The sequence below is a fragment of the Pedobacter cryoconitis genome, from assembly GCF_014200595.1.
Taxonomy (GTDB): domain Bacteria; phylum Bacteroidota; class Bacteroidia; order Sphingobacteriales; family Sphingobacteriaceae; genus Pedobacter; species Pedobacter cryoconitis_C.
On record NZ_JACHCG010000001.1, the window covers coordinates 484,964 to 500,644 of the forward strand.

Annotated in this window: 14 protein-coding genes; 7 read left to right on the plus strand and 7 right to left on the minus strand. The window is 38.3% G+C overall.

Annotation, left to right across the window (positions count from 1 at the left end; genetic code table 11):
- Positions 1 to 15 precede the first annotated feature (15 nt).
- Together HDE70_RS02255 and HDE70_RS02260 are read right to left on the minus strand one after the other, a co-directional pair.
- On the minus strand, positions 16 to 1,821 hold the full coding sequence (locus HDE70_RS02255; RefSeq protein ID WP_183887801.1) for a class I mannose-6-phosphate isomerase: 1,806 nt from the start codon (positions 1,819 to 1,821) through the stop codon (positions 16 to 18).
- Between the two features lie 86 nt (positions 1,822 to 1,907).
- Positions 1,908 to 2,642, minus strand: coding sequence for a GntR family transcriptional regulator (locus HDE70_RS02260; RefSeq protein ID WP_183867659.1), 735 nt, complete (start codon positions 2,640 to 2,642; stop codon positions 1,908 to 1,910).
- Positions 2,643 to 3,045: 403 nt separating this feature from the next.
- On the opposite strand from HDE70_RS02260, the gene HDE70_RS02265 reads away from it, so the two are divergent.
- The 3 genes from HDE70_RS02265 (at position 3,046) to HDE70_RS02275 (ending at position 8,995) form a co-directional block, all read left to right on the plus strand.
- Positions 3,046 to 4,341: a hypothetical protein gene (locus HDE70_RS02265; RefSeq protein WP_183887803.1), complete on the plus strand. Its 1,296-nt coding sequence runs from the start codon at positions 3,046 to 3,048 to the stop codon at positions 4,339 to 4,341.
- 63 nt (positions 4,342 to 4,404) lie between these two features.
- Positions 4,405 to 7,473, plus strand: a complete 3,069-nt coding sequence (locus HDE70_RS02270; protein WP_183867657.1) for a SusC/RagA family TonB-linked outer membrane protein — start codon at positions 4,405 to 4,407, stop codon at positions 7,471 to 7,473.
- Between the two features lie 10 nt (positions 7,474 to 7,483).
- A complete protein-coding gene (locus HDE70_RS02275) occupies positions 7,484 to 8,995 on the plus strand; it encodes a RagB/SusD family nutrient uptake outer membrane protein (RefSeq protein WP_183867656.1) in 1,512 nt (503 codons plus the stop codon).
- Between the two features lie 64 nt (positions 8,996 to 9,059).
- Here HDE70_RS02275 and HDE70_RS02280 read toward each other — a convergent pair whose 3' ends face one another.
- The 3 genes from HDE70_RS02280 to HDE70_RS02290 all read right to left on the minus strand — a co-directional run bounded on the left by HDE70_RS02280 (position 9,060) and on the right by HDE70_RS02290 (position 9,973).
- Positions 9,060 to 9,452, minus strand: coding sequence for a GreA/GreB family elongation factor (locus HDE70_RS02280; RefSeq protein WP_183867655.1), 393 nt, complete (start codon positions 9,450 to 9,452; stop codon positions 9,060 to 9,062).
- A gap of 31 nt (positions 9,453 to 9,483) precedes the next feature.
- On the minus strand, positions 9,484 to 9,720 hold the full coding sequence (locus tag HDE70_RS02285) for a hypothetical protein (protein ID WP_183867654.1): 237 nt from the start codon (positions 9,718 to 9,720) through the stop codon (positions 9,484 to 9,486).
- A 94-nt stretch (positions 9,721 to 9,814) separates the two neighbouring features.
- The gene (locus HDE70_RS02290) at positions 9,815 to 9,973 is read right to left on the minus strand and encodes a hypothetical protein (protein ID WP_183867653.1); all 159 of its coding nucleotides are present in this window, start codon (positions 9,971 to 9,973) and stop codon (positions 9,815 to 9,817) included.
- 354 nt (positions 9,974 to 10,327) lie between these two features.
- Here HDE70_RS02290 and HDE70_RS02295 point away from each other — a divergent pair, with 354 nt between their 5' ends.
- Positions 10,328 to 10,714, plus strand: coding sequence for a group III truncated hemoglobin (locus HDE70_RS02295; RefSeq protein ID WP_183887805.1), 387 nt, complete (start codon positions 10,328 to 10,330; stop codon positions 10,712 to 10,714).
- A 134-nt stretch (positions 10,715 to 10,848) separates the two neighbouring features.
- On the opposite strand, the gene HDE70_RS02300 is transcribed toward HDE70_RS02295, so the two are convergent.
- Positions 10,849 to 11,253, minus strand: coding sequence for a hypothetical protein (locus HDE70_RS02300; protein ID WP_183887807.1), 405 nt, complete (start codon positions 11,251 to 11,253; stop codon positions 10,849 to 10,851).
- A gap of 169 nt (positions 11,254 to 11,422) precedes the next feature.
- Entirely contained in the window at positions 11,423 to 12,505 is a 1,083-nt protein-coding gene (locus HDE70_RS02305) for a Fic family protein (RefSeq protein ID WP_183887809.1), read from the minus strand.
- A gap of 779 nt (positions 12,506 to 13,284) precedes the next feature.
- Here HDE70_RS02305 and HDE70_RS02310 point away from each other — a divergent pair.
- From HDE70_RS02310 to HDE70_RS02320, 3 genes are all read left to right on the plus strand, one after another.
- Positions 13,285 to 14,193, plus strand: a complete 909-nt coding sequence (locus HDE70_RS02310) for an SMP-30/gluconolactonase/LRE family protein (protein WP_183887811.1) — start codon at positions 13,285 to 13,287, stop codon at positions 14,191 to 14,193.
- A gap of 48 nt (positions 14,194 to 14,241) precedes the next feature.
- The gene (locus tag HDE70_RS02315) at positions 14,242 to 15,024 is read left to right on the plus strand and encodes a helix-turn-helix domain-containing protein (RefSeq protein ID WP_183887813.1); all 783 of its coding nucleotides are present in this window, start codon (positions 14,242 to 14,244) and stop codon (positions 15,022 to 15,024) included.
- 64 nt (positions 15,025 to 15,088) lie between these two features.
- Positions 15,089 to 15,625, plus strand: a complete 537-nt coding sequence (locus HDE70_RS02320; protein WP_183887815.1) for a dihydrofolate reductase family protein — start codon at positions 15,089 to 15,091, stop codon at positions 15,623 to 15,625.
- Positions 15,626 to 15,681 lie beyond the last annotated feature (56 nt).

Sequence of the window (15,681 nt, forward strand, 5' to 3'; positions counted from 1 at the left end):
TGGTCTTTAAATTAATTAACAACATTCGTCTTTTACAAAGGCAGTGAGGACTTTAGCACGTCCCTTGCTTTTATTGATGATTTGATATTGTACTGCATCAGCAGGAATAATAAAAGTTTCCGCATAATGGATCTCCTGTTCCATTTCTCCGGTTCTAACCAAAATAAGCTCTCCTTCTACCACGCTTAAGATGTGACATTGTCCTTTGGTATGCCCTTCAACAATGGTGTCAAATTCAAAACGGTGAATCGCATAAAAGTGATCAGGATGCGTAATCAAATTAACAACCTGCCAGTCATTGCCCTGCTGAATGATACTTTGTTTTGCAATCAGGGTGTCTTTAACTACATCGCCCTTTCTTTCAAAGTTCAGGTTAGCGAAAGCGCGGTCAATATTCAATGGTCGTGGTTTGCCATTTAAATCAGGACGCAGCCAATCGTACATCTTAAAGGTGAAAATATAAGGGGTTGCACTAATCTCCAGTACCAGGTTGTCCTTACCTGAACTATGCACAGTGCCGTTTGGAATCAAAAAAAGCTCATGTTTTTTAGAATCAAATGTCTGTACATAATCTTCCACCGCTACAGGTATGTGCTGGTTAAAGCTTTCTTGCAGCACGTGTTTAAATTCTTCCTGATTGATGTTTTCCTGGAAACCTAAATATACCTTGGCCTGTTCCTTATGGTCAAGAATGTAATAAGTTTCATCTTGTGTAAAGTCTTCACCAAAATGTTCTTTCGTATAAGCTACAGCAGGATGGCACTGTAAAGACAATTTATCCCCATCCATTGTATCCAGAAAATCAAAACGGATAGGAAAGTGATAACCGAAGCGTTTTGCTGCCTTACCTAAAATTGCGTTACTGTTATGGAAAAGGAGCATATCAAAAGATACTTCCAGTAACCTGCCTTCATTTTCCAGTATAATTCCATTTTCAGGAGCAATCAATTCAAACGACCAGGCATAATTCACAACTGCCTGATTCAGACCTGCTATATTTTCTTTGATCCACTGACCTCCCCATACCCCAGGTTCAAACCATGGCCTGGCTCTGAAAGCATGTCTGGACATTTTAGTCAATGCAGTGCGGAGCGCTGTACCGCTCATCCAGGAAATTTCTGTGATCCGCTGTTCGTCCACAATGACATCGATATGGGCTAATAACTGCTGTTTGTGTTTATTTAGAACTGGCCAGTCTACAAAATAAAAACGTTTATACTGTAGTTTAGGATCTGTAGTGGTTATTGCACCCAGATTATAGAGGTGGTTCGCTCTGGAACGGAACTGTATCTCATTTTTAGGGACATCAATATAAATGATTTTGGCATCAACAGGGGCTAATGCAGCGCCACAGCCATAAACAATAGTGAGCTCCTGGGAAACAGGCTGAATTAAACTGAGCTTTTCTGTATCAAAAAAGTCTTTTAATTCCCCTTCGTATCTTTTACCAAATACGGGATCATCCTGTTGCAGGTTCTTTTCAATTAGCTGATCGATTACCAGGCTGTTTTTCAACGCGGTATCGATCGAAATCCAATTTACAGTTTTACCCTTCTGTACTAAATGTTCATGGAGTTGTCTGACAAAGACATCCCAGTAAACGCCAGAATAACCATCAATAATAATATTTTGATGCTGATCGATGATCCATTCAGACAGGCCATTAAAATCATGATGTATGGTATCTTCAATTTTAAAGGCAGGATATATAGCATATCCTGGCTCAGCGGTTTGAGCTTTTTTTTCTGGAATAACAAACTGCGTTGTATTTCGCAAGGAACCGATATCGGTATTTATTCCGTCTGGGTAAGGGTCAGTCATTACGTTTGGTTGGTTATATGTTATAATGTCCAAACATATGACATTTCTCTTAAATATTCAAAGGCCTTTTTTAAATCGATTAAAATCTAATGATTTCTTCGGCTTTCTACGGTGTAGATAAAACTCTCCGCATTGTAATAGCCTAAGTTATATTCCATTGCGCGGTCTCCCTGGTCATAAACGAACCTCTTTCTGAATAAAATGGGGCTTCCGGTTTCCACCTCCAGTTTTCCGGCAATAAATTTATTTGCTGTGATGGCACTGATCTCTTCCTTCGATAAATTAGCGATTACTGAATGTTCTGTTTCCAGCATTTCATATAAAGGCTGCTTAAAATCTTCTTCTCCTGTAAGCCCGATCCTGGGGTGAAAGTAAGAGATGAAATAAACAAAAGCACCCTCAGCTCCACCACGTAAACGTTCTAATTTCAAGATTTTTTTATCTGTTTTAATATCAAATAAATTAGCGATCTGTTCGTCAGGATATACCCAGCTCACATGAAGTTCATAGTTTTTAACAGGTATGCCCCGGGCTTTCATTTCTTGAGAGAAACTGAGCCAGTTCATTGATTTAGAGCTGATTTTAGATGGAGCGACCTTAGTTCCATATCCCTTTTTCCGAACTAGTAATTCTTCATAAACCAGTTTGTTTAAGGCTTGGCGAAGTGTAGTCCGGGAGATCGCCAGCTTTTTTGCAAGATCGACTTCATTGGGTAACAGTTTACCAGCCTGGTAAGCCGGGTCTTTGATCAGTTCTCTCAATAAGAGTTCGGCCTGGATGTGAAGGGGGATATGACTTTTATGGTCGATGGAAATATTCATGGTCAACTTAATAATGATGGGATTATCAGTTGTAAACTTAAGCTTTTTAGTACATACATAGCAAATTGGAATGTAGGTATATATCCAATGCAGGTTGACAACCTGAAAACTGATCATCCCTGGTTAAGCCGGATGAACAAAAATATCACTCAGACGAAAAGTCAAATGTTATCAAATATTATTCTCAATGGCAAGTATGAATAATAAGTAAAATGGCAATCAAACCCCAATAAAGCTTAACCGTTTTATCAATATGAAAAAAGATCATCTAAAATTTGGAAATACCTAGAATACTTCTATGTTTGTACATAACTATTAACCAACCAAATATAAACGGTAATCATGTTCTCTCGTAAAAACAGGAGCATGTGCGCTTTTATTTATTGTATTTAAATAAAACTGAATGAAAAAATCTTTACTCCTTTTTTCTGCTGTTTTTTGTTTACTACATCTGAACTCTACCGCACAGGTAGCAGATAGAGCAGCACTTGCCAAATCAATACGCGCTGATACTCGTTTAGACACGATTCAGGCCAGAGCAATTCAATTACTTACCGGATTTTCAGCAGGCACATCTTATGATGAAGTCTGGATCAGAGACTTTAATACCTTTATCAAAGGCTCTTTGAAAATTCAACCCAAAGAGAAAGTCAGAAATATGCTCCTGATGTTTTTTAAAATCCAGGGAGATGATGGAAACATTGTAGATGGCGTAGTAGACAGCGCGAAAGCAAACGGAGGATATCAATACCGTTATTCTGCTTTATTACCAGGATGGGCAGCACATAAAAATACAGTTGAAACAGATCAGGAATCCTCATTAGTACAGGCAGTCCGGAAGTATGTCGACGTAACTGGCGATCGTACTATTCTTTTCGAACGCATAGGAGCTAAAACCATTTTGCAAAGAATGGAGGAATCTTTCTCTTATATCTTAAAAGACAGATGGTCAGAGAAATATGGCCTTGTAAAAGGCGCCACTACAATAGATTGGGGAGATGTACAACCAGAAAAAGGCTGGGGTGTAGCGATCAATGCGCATACCAAATGGTCGGTTGATATTTATGATAATGCCATGTTTGTTATGGCTATCAATGATTTTCTGGCCATGAAGCCTGAAGATTATAAAACAAAGCAAAACTGGGCTGTTCTGGCCAGTAAAATTAAAACAAATGTCCGCAAACATTTGTGGATGCCTGAAACTCAAAAATACAGACCTCATTTATACCTGAATGGCAATCCTTTCTCTAAATCATTTAACGAAGACCAGATTTTATACACCGGCGGCTCAGTATGTGCAATTTTGGCCGGATTTAATACCCCAAAAGAGGTCGCACAAATTAACCTTCAAATCGTAGCCGCGGCAGCAAAAGAAAAGTTTGCAACGATAGGTTTTACCGTTTATCCCCCTTATCCGGAAAGTGAATTTCCAAACATGCTCCCTTATTCTTACCAAAATGGCGGTGACTGGACCTGGTTCGGTGGCCGGATGATCAGCGGTCTGATCTCTCATGAGCTGGTTAAGGAAGCTTATGATGAATTGATACCTATGGTAAATCGTGCATTAACGCATAAAGGATTTTATGAGTGGTACAATGTACAAACCGGTGAAGCCAAAGGATCGGGCGATTTCAGAGGCGAGGCGGGCGTTTTATTTGATGCCGTTGAATCACTTAAACAATGGGCAGCCAAAAATTAACAACCGAATAGCTTTTAAACGATCATATAACCACACCAAAAACCAAAAACTAAAAACCAAATTATGAAAAAAGCATTTATTTACTCCATTCTGCTCTCGCTGCTTTCCTTGCAGGTGATGGCACAAATTAAAATTACCGGGAAGGTCACCGGTTTAAAAGACAACCTGCCCATTCCCGGGGTTAGTATTAAAGTAAAAGGGACAACAGCAGGTGCAATAACTGATGCTGCTGGAAATTACCAGATCCAGGTGCCTGATGATAAAGCGACCCTGGTTTTCTCTTCTACTGGTTTTACAGCACAAGAGAGAACGATCAGCGGCAGAAGTACCATCAACATCCAGTTAGATGAAAAGGCAGATAACCTGAGTGAAGTAGTTGTAATTGGTTACGGTACAGTTAAAAAATCAGATTTAACCGGTGCCGTTACGACTATTAAAGGGGAACAGCTGATGGATAAACCTGTAGCAAATATCTCTCAGGCACTGCAAGGTAAAATAGCAGGTGTTGAGGTGAGTTTGAACAGTGCAGCTCCAGGAACCGCAGCTAAAGTAAGGGTGAGAGGTATTGGATCTATTAACTCCAATATTGATCCATTATATGTAATTGACGGTGTTGCTGGTGTTGATCCCAATTCGATTAACCCGAATGACGTGGCTTCATTAGAAGTACTGAAAGATGCTTCTTCTACTGCTATTTATGGTTCCAGAGGTGCAAATGGTGTGATCATGATCACCACGAAAAGAGGGCGCAGAGAAGGGACACAAATTAGTTATGAGGCTAATGCAAACGTAAGTGAGTTATACAGACATGTGAAAACTTTAAATTCAGAAGAATTTCTGAAAGTGTATAATGAGGCTTTTGCCAATGGTACAAAATTTGACCCGGCAGGTGGCGTATGGACTCCTCCAAAAGCATTGAATTATGCAAATTATCCATTGTTATTTGATACAAATAATAAACCTCTTTACGATACAAACTGGGAAAAGGAAACTTATAAACCTGCTTTCTCACAAAATCATCAATTAAACGTACAAGGTGGTAATGAAAAAACACTGTACAGCTTATCATTAGGTTATTTAAATCAAAAAGGACTGGCGCCTACTTCGGGCTTTAAACGCTATTCTGTAAAGATGACCTTAGACAATGACGTAAAAAGCTGGTTGAAAATAGGTGGTAATGTAAACCTGATCAGAAGTATACAACGTTTGGTTACCGATGGTAACGGAAGTTTGAACGTGGCCAGAGCAGTAGCTGAAGAAGTACCGATTTTACCGATAAGATATCCTAATGGCCTTTATGCAGGGAATTTTGATATTGCCGGATTAGAAGGTGCACCAAATCCAATTGATATCGCGAACAACAGATATACGATCAACAATACATTGCAGATGCTGGGTAATGTTTACGCTTTATTCCATATTACCAGTGAACTTGATTTTAAAACCGACTTCGGGTATAACCTGAGCTCCAATAAAAACAACTTCTTTTCTTCTCAGAATTTACAGCATTTATCTGCTGATGAGGGGGGGGTAGCCAATATCAATGCTTATGATAATTACTACTGGCAGACTGAGAACTATTTGACGTGGAACAAAAAGATCAATGACCGTCAAAAATTCACAGCCTTAATAGGGGCATCTTTACAGCAGACTGGTTATGAGAGAGTTCGTGCAGAAACGCAAAACTTTGTAGATGATATTTTCCAATATCATTATCTTCAGGCTGGTTCAGTAAGATCGGCATCTGAATCTTATGATACTAAATCTGCTTTAAGTTCATTCTATGCAAGGGTAAATTATAGCCTGGATGATAAATATTTATTTACTGCTACAGGCCGTTATGATGGTTCATCAAGATTTGGAAAAAACAATAAATACGCCTTTTTCCCTTCTGTAGGTGCTGCATGGCGCGTTTCACAAGAAGATTTTCTTAAAAACAGTAAAACTGTCTCTAATTTAAAGATTCGTGCAAGTTATGGTACTTCAGGTAACCAGGAAATTGGGCAGGCCCGTTCTTTATCACAAATTCAACCAAGTACAACTGTTTTAGGCGGTTCAGCACAATCTACGCTGTTGCCTAGTTATATTGGTAATCAGGATTTGAAATGGGAGAGATCAATTCAGGCAGATGCAGGAGTTGAATTAGGATTATTCAATGATAGAATCAACCTGACTTTCGATTATTACAACCGTGTTACCAAAGATTTGTTGTTGCAAACTCCAATTCCATGGTCGGCAGGTTTTACCAATGCAAACGTTTACAAAAACGTAGGTTCAGTAAGAAATTCCGGAATAGAGATCAGTTTGAACACTGTCAATGTTAAAACAGATGATTTCACCTGGTCTACCAGCTTCTTGTTCTCTGCGAATAAAAACAAAGTGATCAAGTTAAATGATGGTAATGCTGATATTTTCCCTGGCCCGAACTTCCTTGGTCAAAACTATGTGGTGCGTGTAGGTGAACCAATCGGATCTTTTTACGGAATGACACGTCTGGGTACTTATGGTGAAAATGAAGCAGCTGAGGCCGCTTCGCATGGCTTAAAAACCGGAGATAGAAAATACCTTTACAACGCAGATGGCTCAGTGAACTATAGTATTATAGGCAGGGCTTATCCAAAATGGACAGGAACATTCAGCAGTAGTTTTAAATATAAAAACTGGGATTTATCATTTGATATCCGTTTTGTTCAGGGTGTAAATACAGCAGCTAACTTTAAACACTCATCCGAAGACAGACAGACGATTTCGAATAGTTTGGCCACAGTCTTAAATGCCTGGACACCACAAAATCAAAATACTTCTGTTTCACAGGTACGTAACTATAAATTCGCTCAGGATTCACATTTTGACAGCTGGTGGGTAGAAGATGGTTCATTTATCCGTGGTCAGAATTTTATTGTGGGTTACAGCTTGCCTGCGGCAGTAAATCAGAAGTTGCACATCAATCGTTTAAGAATTTACGCAAACGTTCAGAACTTGTTTATCATTACTAAATACACAGGATATGATCCGGAGGTAGATACATTTAATCAAACTTACGGTTCAAATGCTTCATTCTCTCAAAACATTGACTTTTTCGCTACGCCAAGACCTCGTATTTGGAATTTAGGCGTTCAACTTACCTTTTAAACTGAATCACATGAAAACGACAAAAAATATATTATTTGCGGTACTGGTGTTACTTACCTGTGCCTCTTGTAAAAAATTCCTGGAAGAAAAGCCCACCGATTTTATTACACCCGACTCAGAGTTATCGAGTGCTAAAGTAGCCAGGGCCTTTGCGAATTCAAGTTATCAATATCTTCAGGGGATGTTGCAGGGACAACCCTCGTCTTATGGCGGAAATACCTGGAACCTGATGGAGTTTATGACAGGAAAAGCAAATAGCGATCTTGGACAAACCGGTGCTGTTAATTTTCAGAACCTTTCTTACAATACTACGTCATTTTATATCGATACCTGGTGGCAGAAAATGTATCAGGGGGTTGGTGCATGTAATATAGCTATCGAAAAAATACCTGGTATCAATGCTCCGGGACTTAGTGAGGCAGATAAAACAAACATGATGGCGGAAGCGCGTACGTTAAGGGCCTTATACTATTTTTTCCTGGTAAGAATGTACGGGGCTGTTCCAAAGGTGACTGAAATCCCTAAAAACCTGAACCTGTCAATTCCAAGAACAGCTGCAAAGGATATTTATGATACGGTGATTATCCCGGATTTACTGGAAGCAGAAAAATCTACTTTACCCTGGAAAGACATTACCGGAAAAGTATCAATGAGCGCTGTAAAATCGATTCTGGCAGATGTTTATTTAACTTATGCAGGTGCTGCAATCAACGGAGGAAAACAATATTATGCTGAATCGGCTAAACGCTCACTTGCGGTTACCCAAACAGGAGGTTTTTCTTTATTTCCGGAATATACAGATATGCTGAAACCTGCAAATAAAAACAACGGAGAGTTTATTTTTCAGGTTCAGTATGCGGCTTCAGTTCCTTCAAACAATCCATTGACTTCACTGACTATCCCGAATTATTCTGGTATTTCAGGTTATTCGGATGAATATGGATCAGTTTATCCAACGCCACAGTTTATCGCTTCTTATGCACCTGGAGATAAAAGGGTAGCAGAAAAACAGTTTTTCTATACGAGTTATAAGAGCTTTAAGACCAATGATATTGTAAAGTTTAAAGGAAATTATATCTACAAATGGTTTGATTCTACGGCTGTAGTGAGCACTTTAAAGTCTGACCTTAACTTTACTTTGTACCGTTTAGCGGATGTAGAATTAATGTATGCAGAAGCGTCTAATCAGGCGGAAGGTGCACCAAATGGTACAGCGATTCAGTTTGTAAATGATATCAGAAAAAGAGCTAAACTAGCTCCGATCGGCGCGTTATCATCAGCAGCTTTTGAGCAGGAAGTATGGGCACAACGTTATTATGAATTGTGTTTCGAGAATAAAATGTGGTTCGATATGATCCGTACCAGGAAGGTTCACAATGATGTTACAGGTAACTGGGACAATTTTGTAGGACACAAAACGGTATTTGGTGCAACATTCTCAGAGAAGCAGTTGTTATTCCCATTACCTAAACAGGAAACGGATGTGAATTCAAGCTTATTACCAAATAATCCAGGGTTCTAAGCGGCTTTGTTTTCTAAATTGAAACGCCCTGTTAATCCAATTAACAGGGCGTTTTTTATATGCTTTAACTCGCTTGTGCTTTTTGATGGGTGACCTTTAAAATAGCAAAGGTCCTCATGCCGTCTGGCATTTCCCATTGAACTTTTGAACCTACGCGGTAGCCTAATAAGGCTGTTCCGATCGGGGCAAAGACAGACATTTTATTTTCTTTCATATTGGCTTCTGAAGGAAATACAATTTGGAAAGTATACTTTCTTTCGCTTAATACTTCCTGTATTTCCACTTCCGATCCGATACATACGGCATCATCAGGTAGTTCATCTTCTTTGACAACTTTTGCGGAGCCCAGCTCTGCAAGTAATTGATTTTTATTGTATTCGGAAAGATTAGAATCTTTTAGATGCTTTTTTAACAGATCCAGTTCTTTTTTAACGATCATTAATTGTTCCGTTTTCATATGTTATTCTTTATCTATTTTGTGTTATTTATTAATTCGAATGATGTGATTTCCGGAGATTGAGCAACCGGCTATGGATTTTAAATTTCCGCCTGTGTCTGCTTAATTTATGGTGCAGGAATAGTTGCAGCACAGATACCAGTATGGCCAGGATGTTTAACCACAGGTGATCCAGTAATAAAGCAGCAAGAACAAGTACCACGTTCAGGCCGAAAAGGCTTATCAAGCCTAAGCCGATCCATGAAATGGATTTAAATTTATTGAGCATAAGAATATTAATTCAGTAAAAAAAGAGAGAAGAGCTGTTTGATAAACAACTTCATGATTTTCCTGAAGGCCCCAAACCAAATGAGGGTCGGGGCTTACTTAATAAAGTCCTTGCTGGTAGTTTGGGAGTGGAATCCAAAGTGGTAATGAACAGATACCATGCGGCAATACATTGCAAAAGCAGCACACATTCCTTTAGTAAAGGAAATTTCGAGCATTGCATAAATAAAGCGGTGTGTATGGATTGTTTTCATCAACAAAATAAATTAAGATATAAAAAAATGAAGCTTTATAATTGGCCCTGATCCTGAAGAAGGGCCGGGACTTACTGAATAAAGTCTTTACTGTTTTTACGGAAGAAGTATCCTAAATTAGCGTGATAAGAAACGGGTTGGCGTTGCAGCACACGGGCAGGTTGCATTTTTGATGCAATCGCCATTCGAAGCGTGTAAAGTAAGTGCCTGATTAAACCCATTAAAACAAATCTCTACTTTTAAATCACAAAAACAAATATTTCCTGATATAATATATTATTCTCTTAGGAATGTTACATTACTATGATTTGGGATATGAATTTTTCAATGTGCTTAATCCGTAAATTTACAGCAATGAAAGCCGACGTTAAAAATCTGGGGGATATCATCCTGTTTGTAGATAAGTTTTACGAAAAAGTGCAATATGATGAGCTGATCGGGCCGGTGTTCGCAGGTGTTATCCAGAACTGGACTCCTCATCTGGAACAGATGTACCGGTTTTGGAATGCTGCATTATTTGGTGTGCCCGGTTTTCGGGGTAATCCTTTTGCAAAACATGCTCCACTAGCTATTGAGGAAAAGCATTTTGAACGCTGGTTGATCCTGTTCACAGAGACTATTGATGAAGACTTTGAAGGAGAAATTGCCACAGCGGCTAAAAACAGGGCCGGATTGATGGCAGAAATGTTTCTTCGCCGTTTGCGTGGAATGAATGGTGATCCGGCTAAAGTAATTGTTTAAAACTTTTATTTTGTTAAAGACTTATTGCAAATTCTCCTAAATGTTCCGTTTCTGAAATAAACTTTAGATCATCAGATACAAAGAAAAGCCAGACCTGTACTTCACCTGATCAGGATAACTACCCGAGATGGCATTTAATCTATCACAAATAATTCTTGAACAGTAGTTCCTTCGATAGTTAGCTCCTGATGGTCATATTTATCAAGAATATCTAACGCATAAGCATAATCAGTTACTACTTTTAATAATCCTGTGGCTTCATCGTTGTTTAATGATTTGTTTTCAATTACGTTACTTAAAAGTGTCACTGCATTTTTCAGAGAATTTAACTGCTCATTCTGCTCTTTTAGGCGCTTTTCATTAAGAGATGTACGGTCTGTCTCGAAAAGTTCAGCGAGTTGATACTGTGTGAGCCAAATAGTATCATTGACTAATTTTACATCAATGGCTGTCTCGCCATTTTCTGTTTTATAAATTGCGATCTGATCGTTCTGCATCGTTTCTATGTTGAATAAAGTACAAGCAAACTTATACTTCATTCTGCATAGGATGGTTAAATTTGTTTTGGAAGAAATCCTAAAATTCTGTTCTATTTTGCTTTAATAAAGGTATTTGAACTAAAATTTGCTTAAAGCGTTTCGACTCCGGCAGGCGTACGACTTAAAGCCTTCGATGAAAATCGGAGGCTTTTTGGTTAATTTCTATAGTCTATTGCTTTAATATTTGCATCAATTCAGTATTCAGATATAGCTTTTCCTTTCCTACCATTTCACTTTTAAGAATACCTGCTTTTTCTAATTCATTTAGATAGCTCCCCGCAGTTTTTAAATTACCTAATCCGGCCTGTTCCAGAAATATCCTCTTAGTATAAGGTAATTTGAATAGCACTTCCATGAGGTCTTTAGAATATAATTTTGGTAGTTCCTTTTGGATTCTTTCACTCATAGTCCTCATTAATCGTTCTATGCTAGCAATTTGTTTGCGGCCTTTTGTAGCTGTATCTTCTACCATATCAAGCATATAAAGTATCCAGCTCTTCCAATCACCTTTTTCAGTGACCCTTTTAAGGCTTAAATAATAATCTTGTTTATGCGTTATAATGTATTCACTCATGTAGAGGGCTGGTAAATCCAATAATCCGGTTAATTTGAGATATAGTAGTATTATTATCCGTCCGGTTCGTCCGTTGCCATCGACGAACGGATGTATAGCCTCAAATTGATAATGAATCAGTGCTAATTTTATCAACGGATCAATATCATCTTCACTATGAATAAAGTCTTCCAGGTCTTTAAGTTTTTCTCTTATGATGTCCTCTCCTTCTGGCGGGGTATAAATTATCTGTCCAGTAGTTGGATTGGTAAGTTTTGTTCCAGGAGTATTTCTTATTCCAGATTGGTTCTCTTTGATGATTTGCATAATAGAGATGAACAAATTAGTATTTAAAACCTGTCGTTTATTTAATTGTTGAAAGCCATACCATAGCGCATCTTTGTAGTGAATCACCTCTTTGGTTGCGAAATTTTCTATTTTTTTGTCAGCAATAAATGCCTTAAAAAGTTCATCTTGTGTAGTTATAATATTTTCTATAGCCGAACTTGCCTGGGCTTCCTGCAAATAAATAGTGTCAATAAATAATGTCGGATTTGGTAGATTAGTAATTGCCCCCTTTAATTCTGATAGCGCTCTACTTGCTAAAATAGTTTTCTTAAGTATTTCCACTGTTTCAATCTTAGCCTTAGGTGGCAAGGAAGGTAGATCGTTGAAAGGTTTTTCAAAACGATATGCCATATGAAATCAAATTTGAACAAGGGCACTGTTTGCCTTTGTAAATTAAACGAAGGCAAATATATGTATATTTTGCCTTCGTTTAATTTTAAGCGTAATTTTTACTCTTGTTAATTAGGTGTTGTCAATCCAATAGTTAATGACATCTAACGAGAGCCTGAATTAGCAATATGCATTTTTTGCACATTGTTTTTTTCTGTATTAACTAAGTACACGCAAACTTATATCTAATCCTGCGTATGGTGGTTAAATTTGTTTTGGAAGAAATCCTAAAATTCTGTTCTATTTTGCTTTAATAAAGGTATTTGAACTAAAATTTGCTTAAAGCGTTTCTACTCCGGCAGAGGGTACCGAGCCGGGGTTAGTATTGATTTTAGTTCTAACTCCGGTTTTTTTAAGCTATAACATTTTACGACTTCTTTAAAAAGTTCAACTACACCAGGTAATGGAACAAATTTTTTCAATTCCCCTACAAAGTCAGCATTAATCCTTCTGCACTAAATCTAACTTTATATGGGGATTTTTAATGCAAAAAAAAACCTGTAAATAAGATAGTTAGGTAACAGAATGATGAATGAAAGTTAAATTAATATCCCAACCGGATACAATCAAAATATCTCTTTTGGGCAGGTATTCAATATTTCAGGAGCTCCTGCCATTACACTGCCTTTATTTTAGCCTTCGCTGCTGGAAAACATGAGCCCGCACGGATCAGTTTCAGATCTTCAACATCATTTTAACCATCAAAGGCTCCATTTAAAATTAAAATAATAAATTACAAAATGAATCATCCACATCCCTCAGGCAGGCTATACTTTTCTTTTTTATGCGTGCTGCTTTTTTCTCTTACTTCATTGCAGGTCAATGCTCAGCTATTCAGCCAGGATAGTTTAAAACTCATCTCCCGCCAGTTTACATTCACTGAAGGGCCGGCTGTAAATGCAAAAGGAGATATTTATTTTACTGATCAGCCTAATAACCAGATCTGGAAATATGACACAAACGGAAAACTTTCCTTATTTATGAATAAAGCCGGCCGCGCAAATGGAACCTACTTTGATAAAGATGGTCAGCTGCTGGTTTGTGCGGATGAAAACAATGAGTTATGGTCTGTCAGTGAAAATAAAAAGGTAAAAGTACTGCTGTCAACTGTAGATGGCAAGAAACTGAACGGGCCTAATGACCTTTGGGCTGATGCTAAAGGTGGGATCTATTTTACAGATCCTTATTACCAGCGTGATTATTGGACAAGGAAAAAGGCAGAAATTGAAGGCCAGAAAGTCTATTACCTGCCGTCTGATCAACAGGCTAAGGTAAGAGTGGTGGCAGAAGATGTAACCAAGCCAAATGGTATCGCAGGCTCAGCAGATGGCAAATACTTGTATGTTGCAGATATTCAGCGGAACAAAATATACCGTTATATCATTGGTGAAAACGGGGATCTTAGTGGCCAGACAAAGCTCATTGACCAGGGGGCTGATGGAATGACACTGGACAGCAGGGGGAATTTCTATCTTGCAGGCAATGGTGTTACTATATTTAATCCCGAAGGCGTAAAGATTGGTCATATTGAGGTAAAAGAGCCATGGACAAGCAATGTATGTTTTGGCGGGAAAAACCGGTCAGATCTCTTCATTACTGCTTCAACCGCAATTTACACGATACCAATGCAGGTAAAGGGAATTGAATAAGAAACTACAATGTAATTCGTGGAGAGAAGATATTTTATATTTGAAATTATGCATATAAAATCATATGATATTATTCCAGCCTTGCAGCCGTATGTAAAAATGATATGTACCATGGAGTGTGATGATGATACTGATACAAATTATATTCGTGTATTGCCCGATGCTTGCGTAGAACTGTTTTTAAACTATACAAGTACACCTGTGGCTATCATTAATAATGAATTACATCAACGCAGTATTGTTACTTTTCGGATGAGCCATCCTAAGGATGTTCAAATGCGGAAGGGGACTGGGGTTATTGCGATTTGTTTTTACCCCGGCATGGCCTATAAATTTATACAAATCCCAATGCATACATTATCCGATACTACCGCCTCTCTTTCTGATATTTGGGGTTGTATTGCAGCAGAGATAGAAAATGAAATGGCAGAATCCAGCAATAATGAAGTACGTGTAAACCTGTTACAAAAGTATTTGTTTAAGAAATTGGCCAATGATAAAAATGATTTGCAAATCGCACATTGTCTAAGGCAGGTGCAATTGTCAGAAGGATTGATCTCTGTGGGAAGACTGGTCAATAATACCGGACTCAGCCAGCGCCATCTTTCAAGAAAGTTTCAGGAGTATGTAGGTTTGTCACCAAAAGAATATCTGCGTGTTTCCAGGTTTATACTTTCGCTTGATCATCTGAAAAGATATCCTTTATTTTCTCTTACTGAAATTGCCTGCAAAAGCGGATATTATGATCAGGCTCACTTTATTCGCGATTACAAGGATTACACAGGCTACACACCAGGTCAGGTAGTGCGGGCCAGTCATATTTTATATTAATGTCCGTTTTGTACAATTAATCGAAATTGAGTCTGCGCATTTTTGCAATATAAAGATTAATAGTATGCGAAAACTAATATTGGGATTGGCCATCACATTGGATGGATATATTGAAGGCCCTAACGGTGAACATGACTGGTGCTTTACAGATCAGGATTACGGATTAAACAGATTTTTTGAACGCATTGATGCGATCTTCATTGGACGTAAAAGTTATGAAATGGCGCAGCAGCAGGATGGCACCAGTATTGGAGAGACTATACCTGGGGTGCCTGCATGTAAAGAATATGTATTTTCGAAAACGTTGACAGCTGTGAAAGAAGGTGCTGTACTGATATCGGGGGATAGTATTGTTGAAGCACGAAGAATAAAAAATCAACCAGGGAAAGATATCTGGTTATTTGGTGGGGCTTCGCTATATCATACACTGATGAAGGAGGGGCTGGTAGATGAATTGTGGCTGTCTGTGCACCCAATATTGCTCGGCGGTGGTAAACCTCTGTTCCGTGAACAAGAAAGCGGGACCAGGCTTAGGCTCCTGGAAAGTAAGACCTATAAAACCGGACTGGTATCAATCTCTTATAGCGTCGAAAATAACTAAGCATTAACTAATTTCTTGTCTTTTAATTCTACGGCCTTAATGATCTGGTAAAAAAT

Bases quoted from the DNA above. Each gene is read 5' to 3' on its own strand.
- HDE70_RS02255 (WP_183887801.1), bottom strand. From the start codon at position 1,821: ATGACTGACCCTTACCCAGACGGAATAAATACCGATATCGGTTCCTTG.
- HDE70_RS02260 (WP_183867659.1), bottom strand. From the start codon at position 2,642: ATGAATATTTCCATCGACCATAAAAGTCATATCCCCCTTCACATCCAG.
- HDE70_RS02265 (WP_183887803.1), top strand. From the start codon at position 3,046: ATGAAAAAATCTTTACTCCTTTTTTCTGCTGTTTTTTGTTTACTACAT.
- HDE70_RS02270 (WP_183867657.1), top strand. From the start codon at position 4,405: ATGAAAAAAGCATTTATTTACTCCATTCTGCTCTCGCTGCTTTCCTTG.
- HDE70_RS02275 (WP_183867656.1), top strand. From the start codon at position 7,484: ATGAAAACGACAAAAAATATATTATTTGCGGTACTGGTGTTACTTACC.
- HDE70_RS02280 (WP_183867655.1), bottom strand. From the start codon at position 9,452: ATGAAAACGGAACAATTAATGATCGTTAAAAAAGAACTGGATCTGTTA.
- HDE70_RS02285 (WP_183867654.1), bottom strand. From the start codon at position 9,720: ATGCTCAATAAATTTAAATCCATTTCATGGATCGGCTTAGGCTTGATA.
- HDE70_RS02290 (WP_183867653.1), bottom strand. From the start codon at position 9,973: ATGAAAACAATCCATACACACCGCTTTATTTATGCAATGCTCGAAATT.
- HDE70_RS02295 (WP_183887805.1), top strand. From the start codon at position 10,328: ATGAAAGCCGACGTTAAAAATCTGGGGGATATCATCCTGTTTGTAGAT.
- HDE70_RS02300 (WP_183887807.1), bottom strand. From the start codon at position 11,253: ATGAAGTATAAGTTTGCTTGTACTTTATTCAACATAGAAACGATGCAG.
- HDE70_RS02305 (WP_183887809.1), bottom strand. From the start codon at position 12,505: ATGGCATATCGTTTTGAAAAACCTTTCAACGATCTACCTTCCTTGCCA.
- HDE70_RS02310 (WP_183887811.1), top strand. From the start codon at position 13,285: ATGAATCATCCACATCCCTCAGGCAGGCTATACTTTTCTTTTTTATGC.
- HDE70_RS02315 (WP_183887813.1), top strand. From the start codon at position 14,242: ATGCATATAAAATCATATGATATTATTCCAGCCTTGCAGCCGTATGTA.
- HDE70_RS02320 (WP_183887815.1), top strand. From the start codon at position 15,089: ATGCGAAAACTAATATTGGGATTGGCCATCACATTGGATGGATATATT.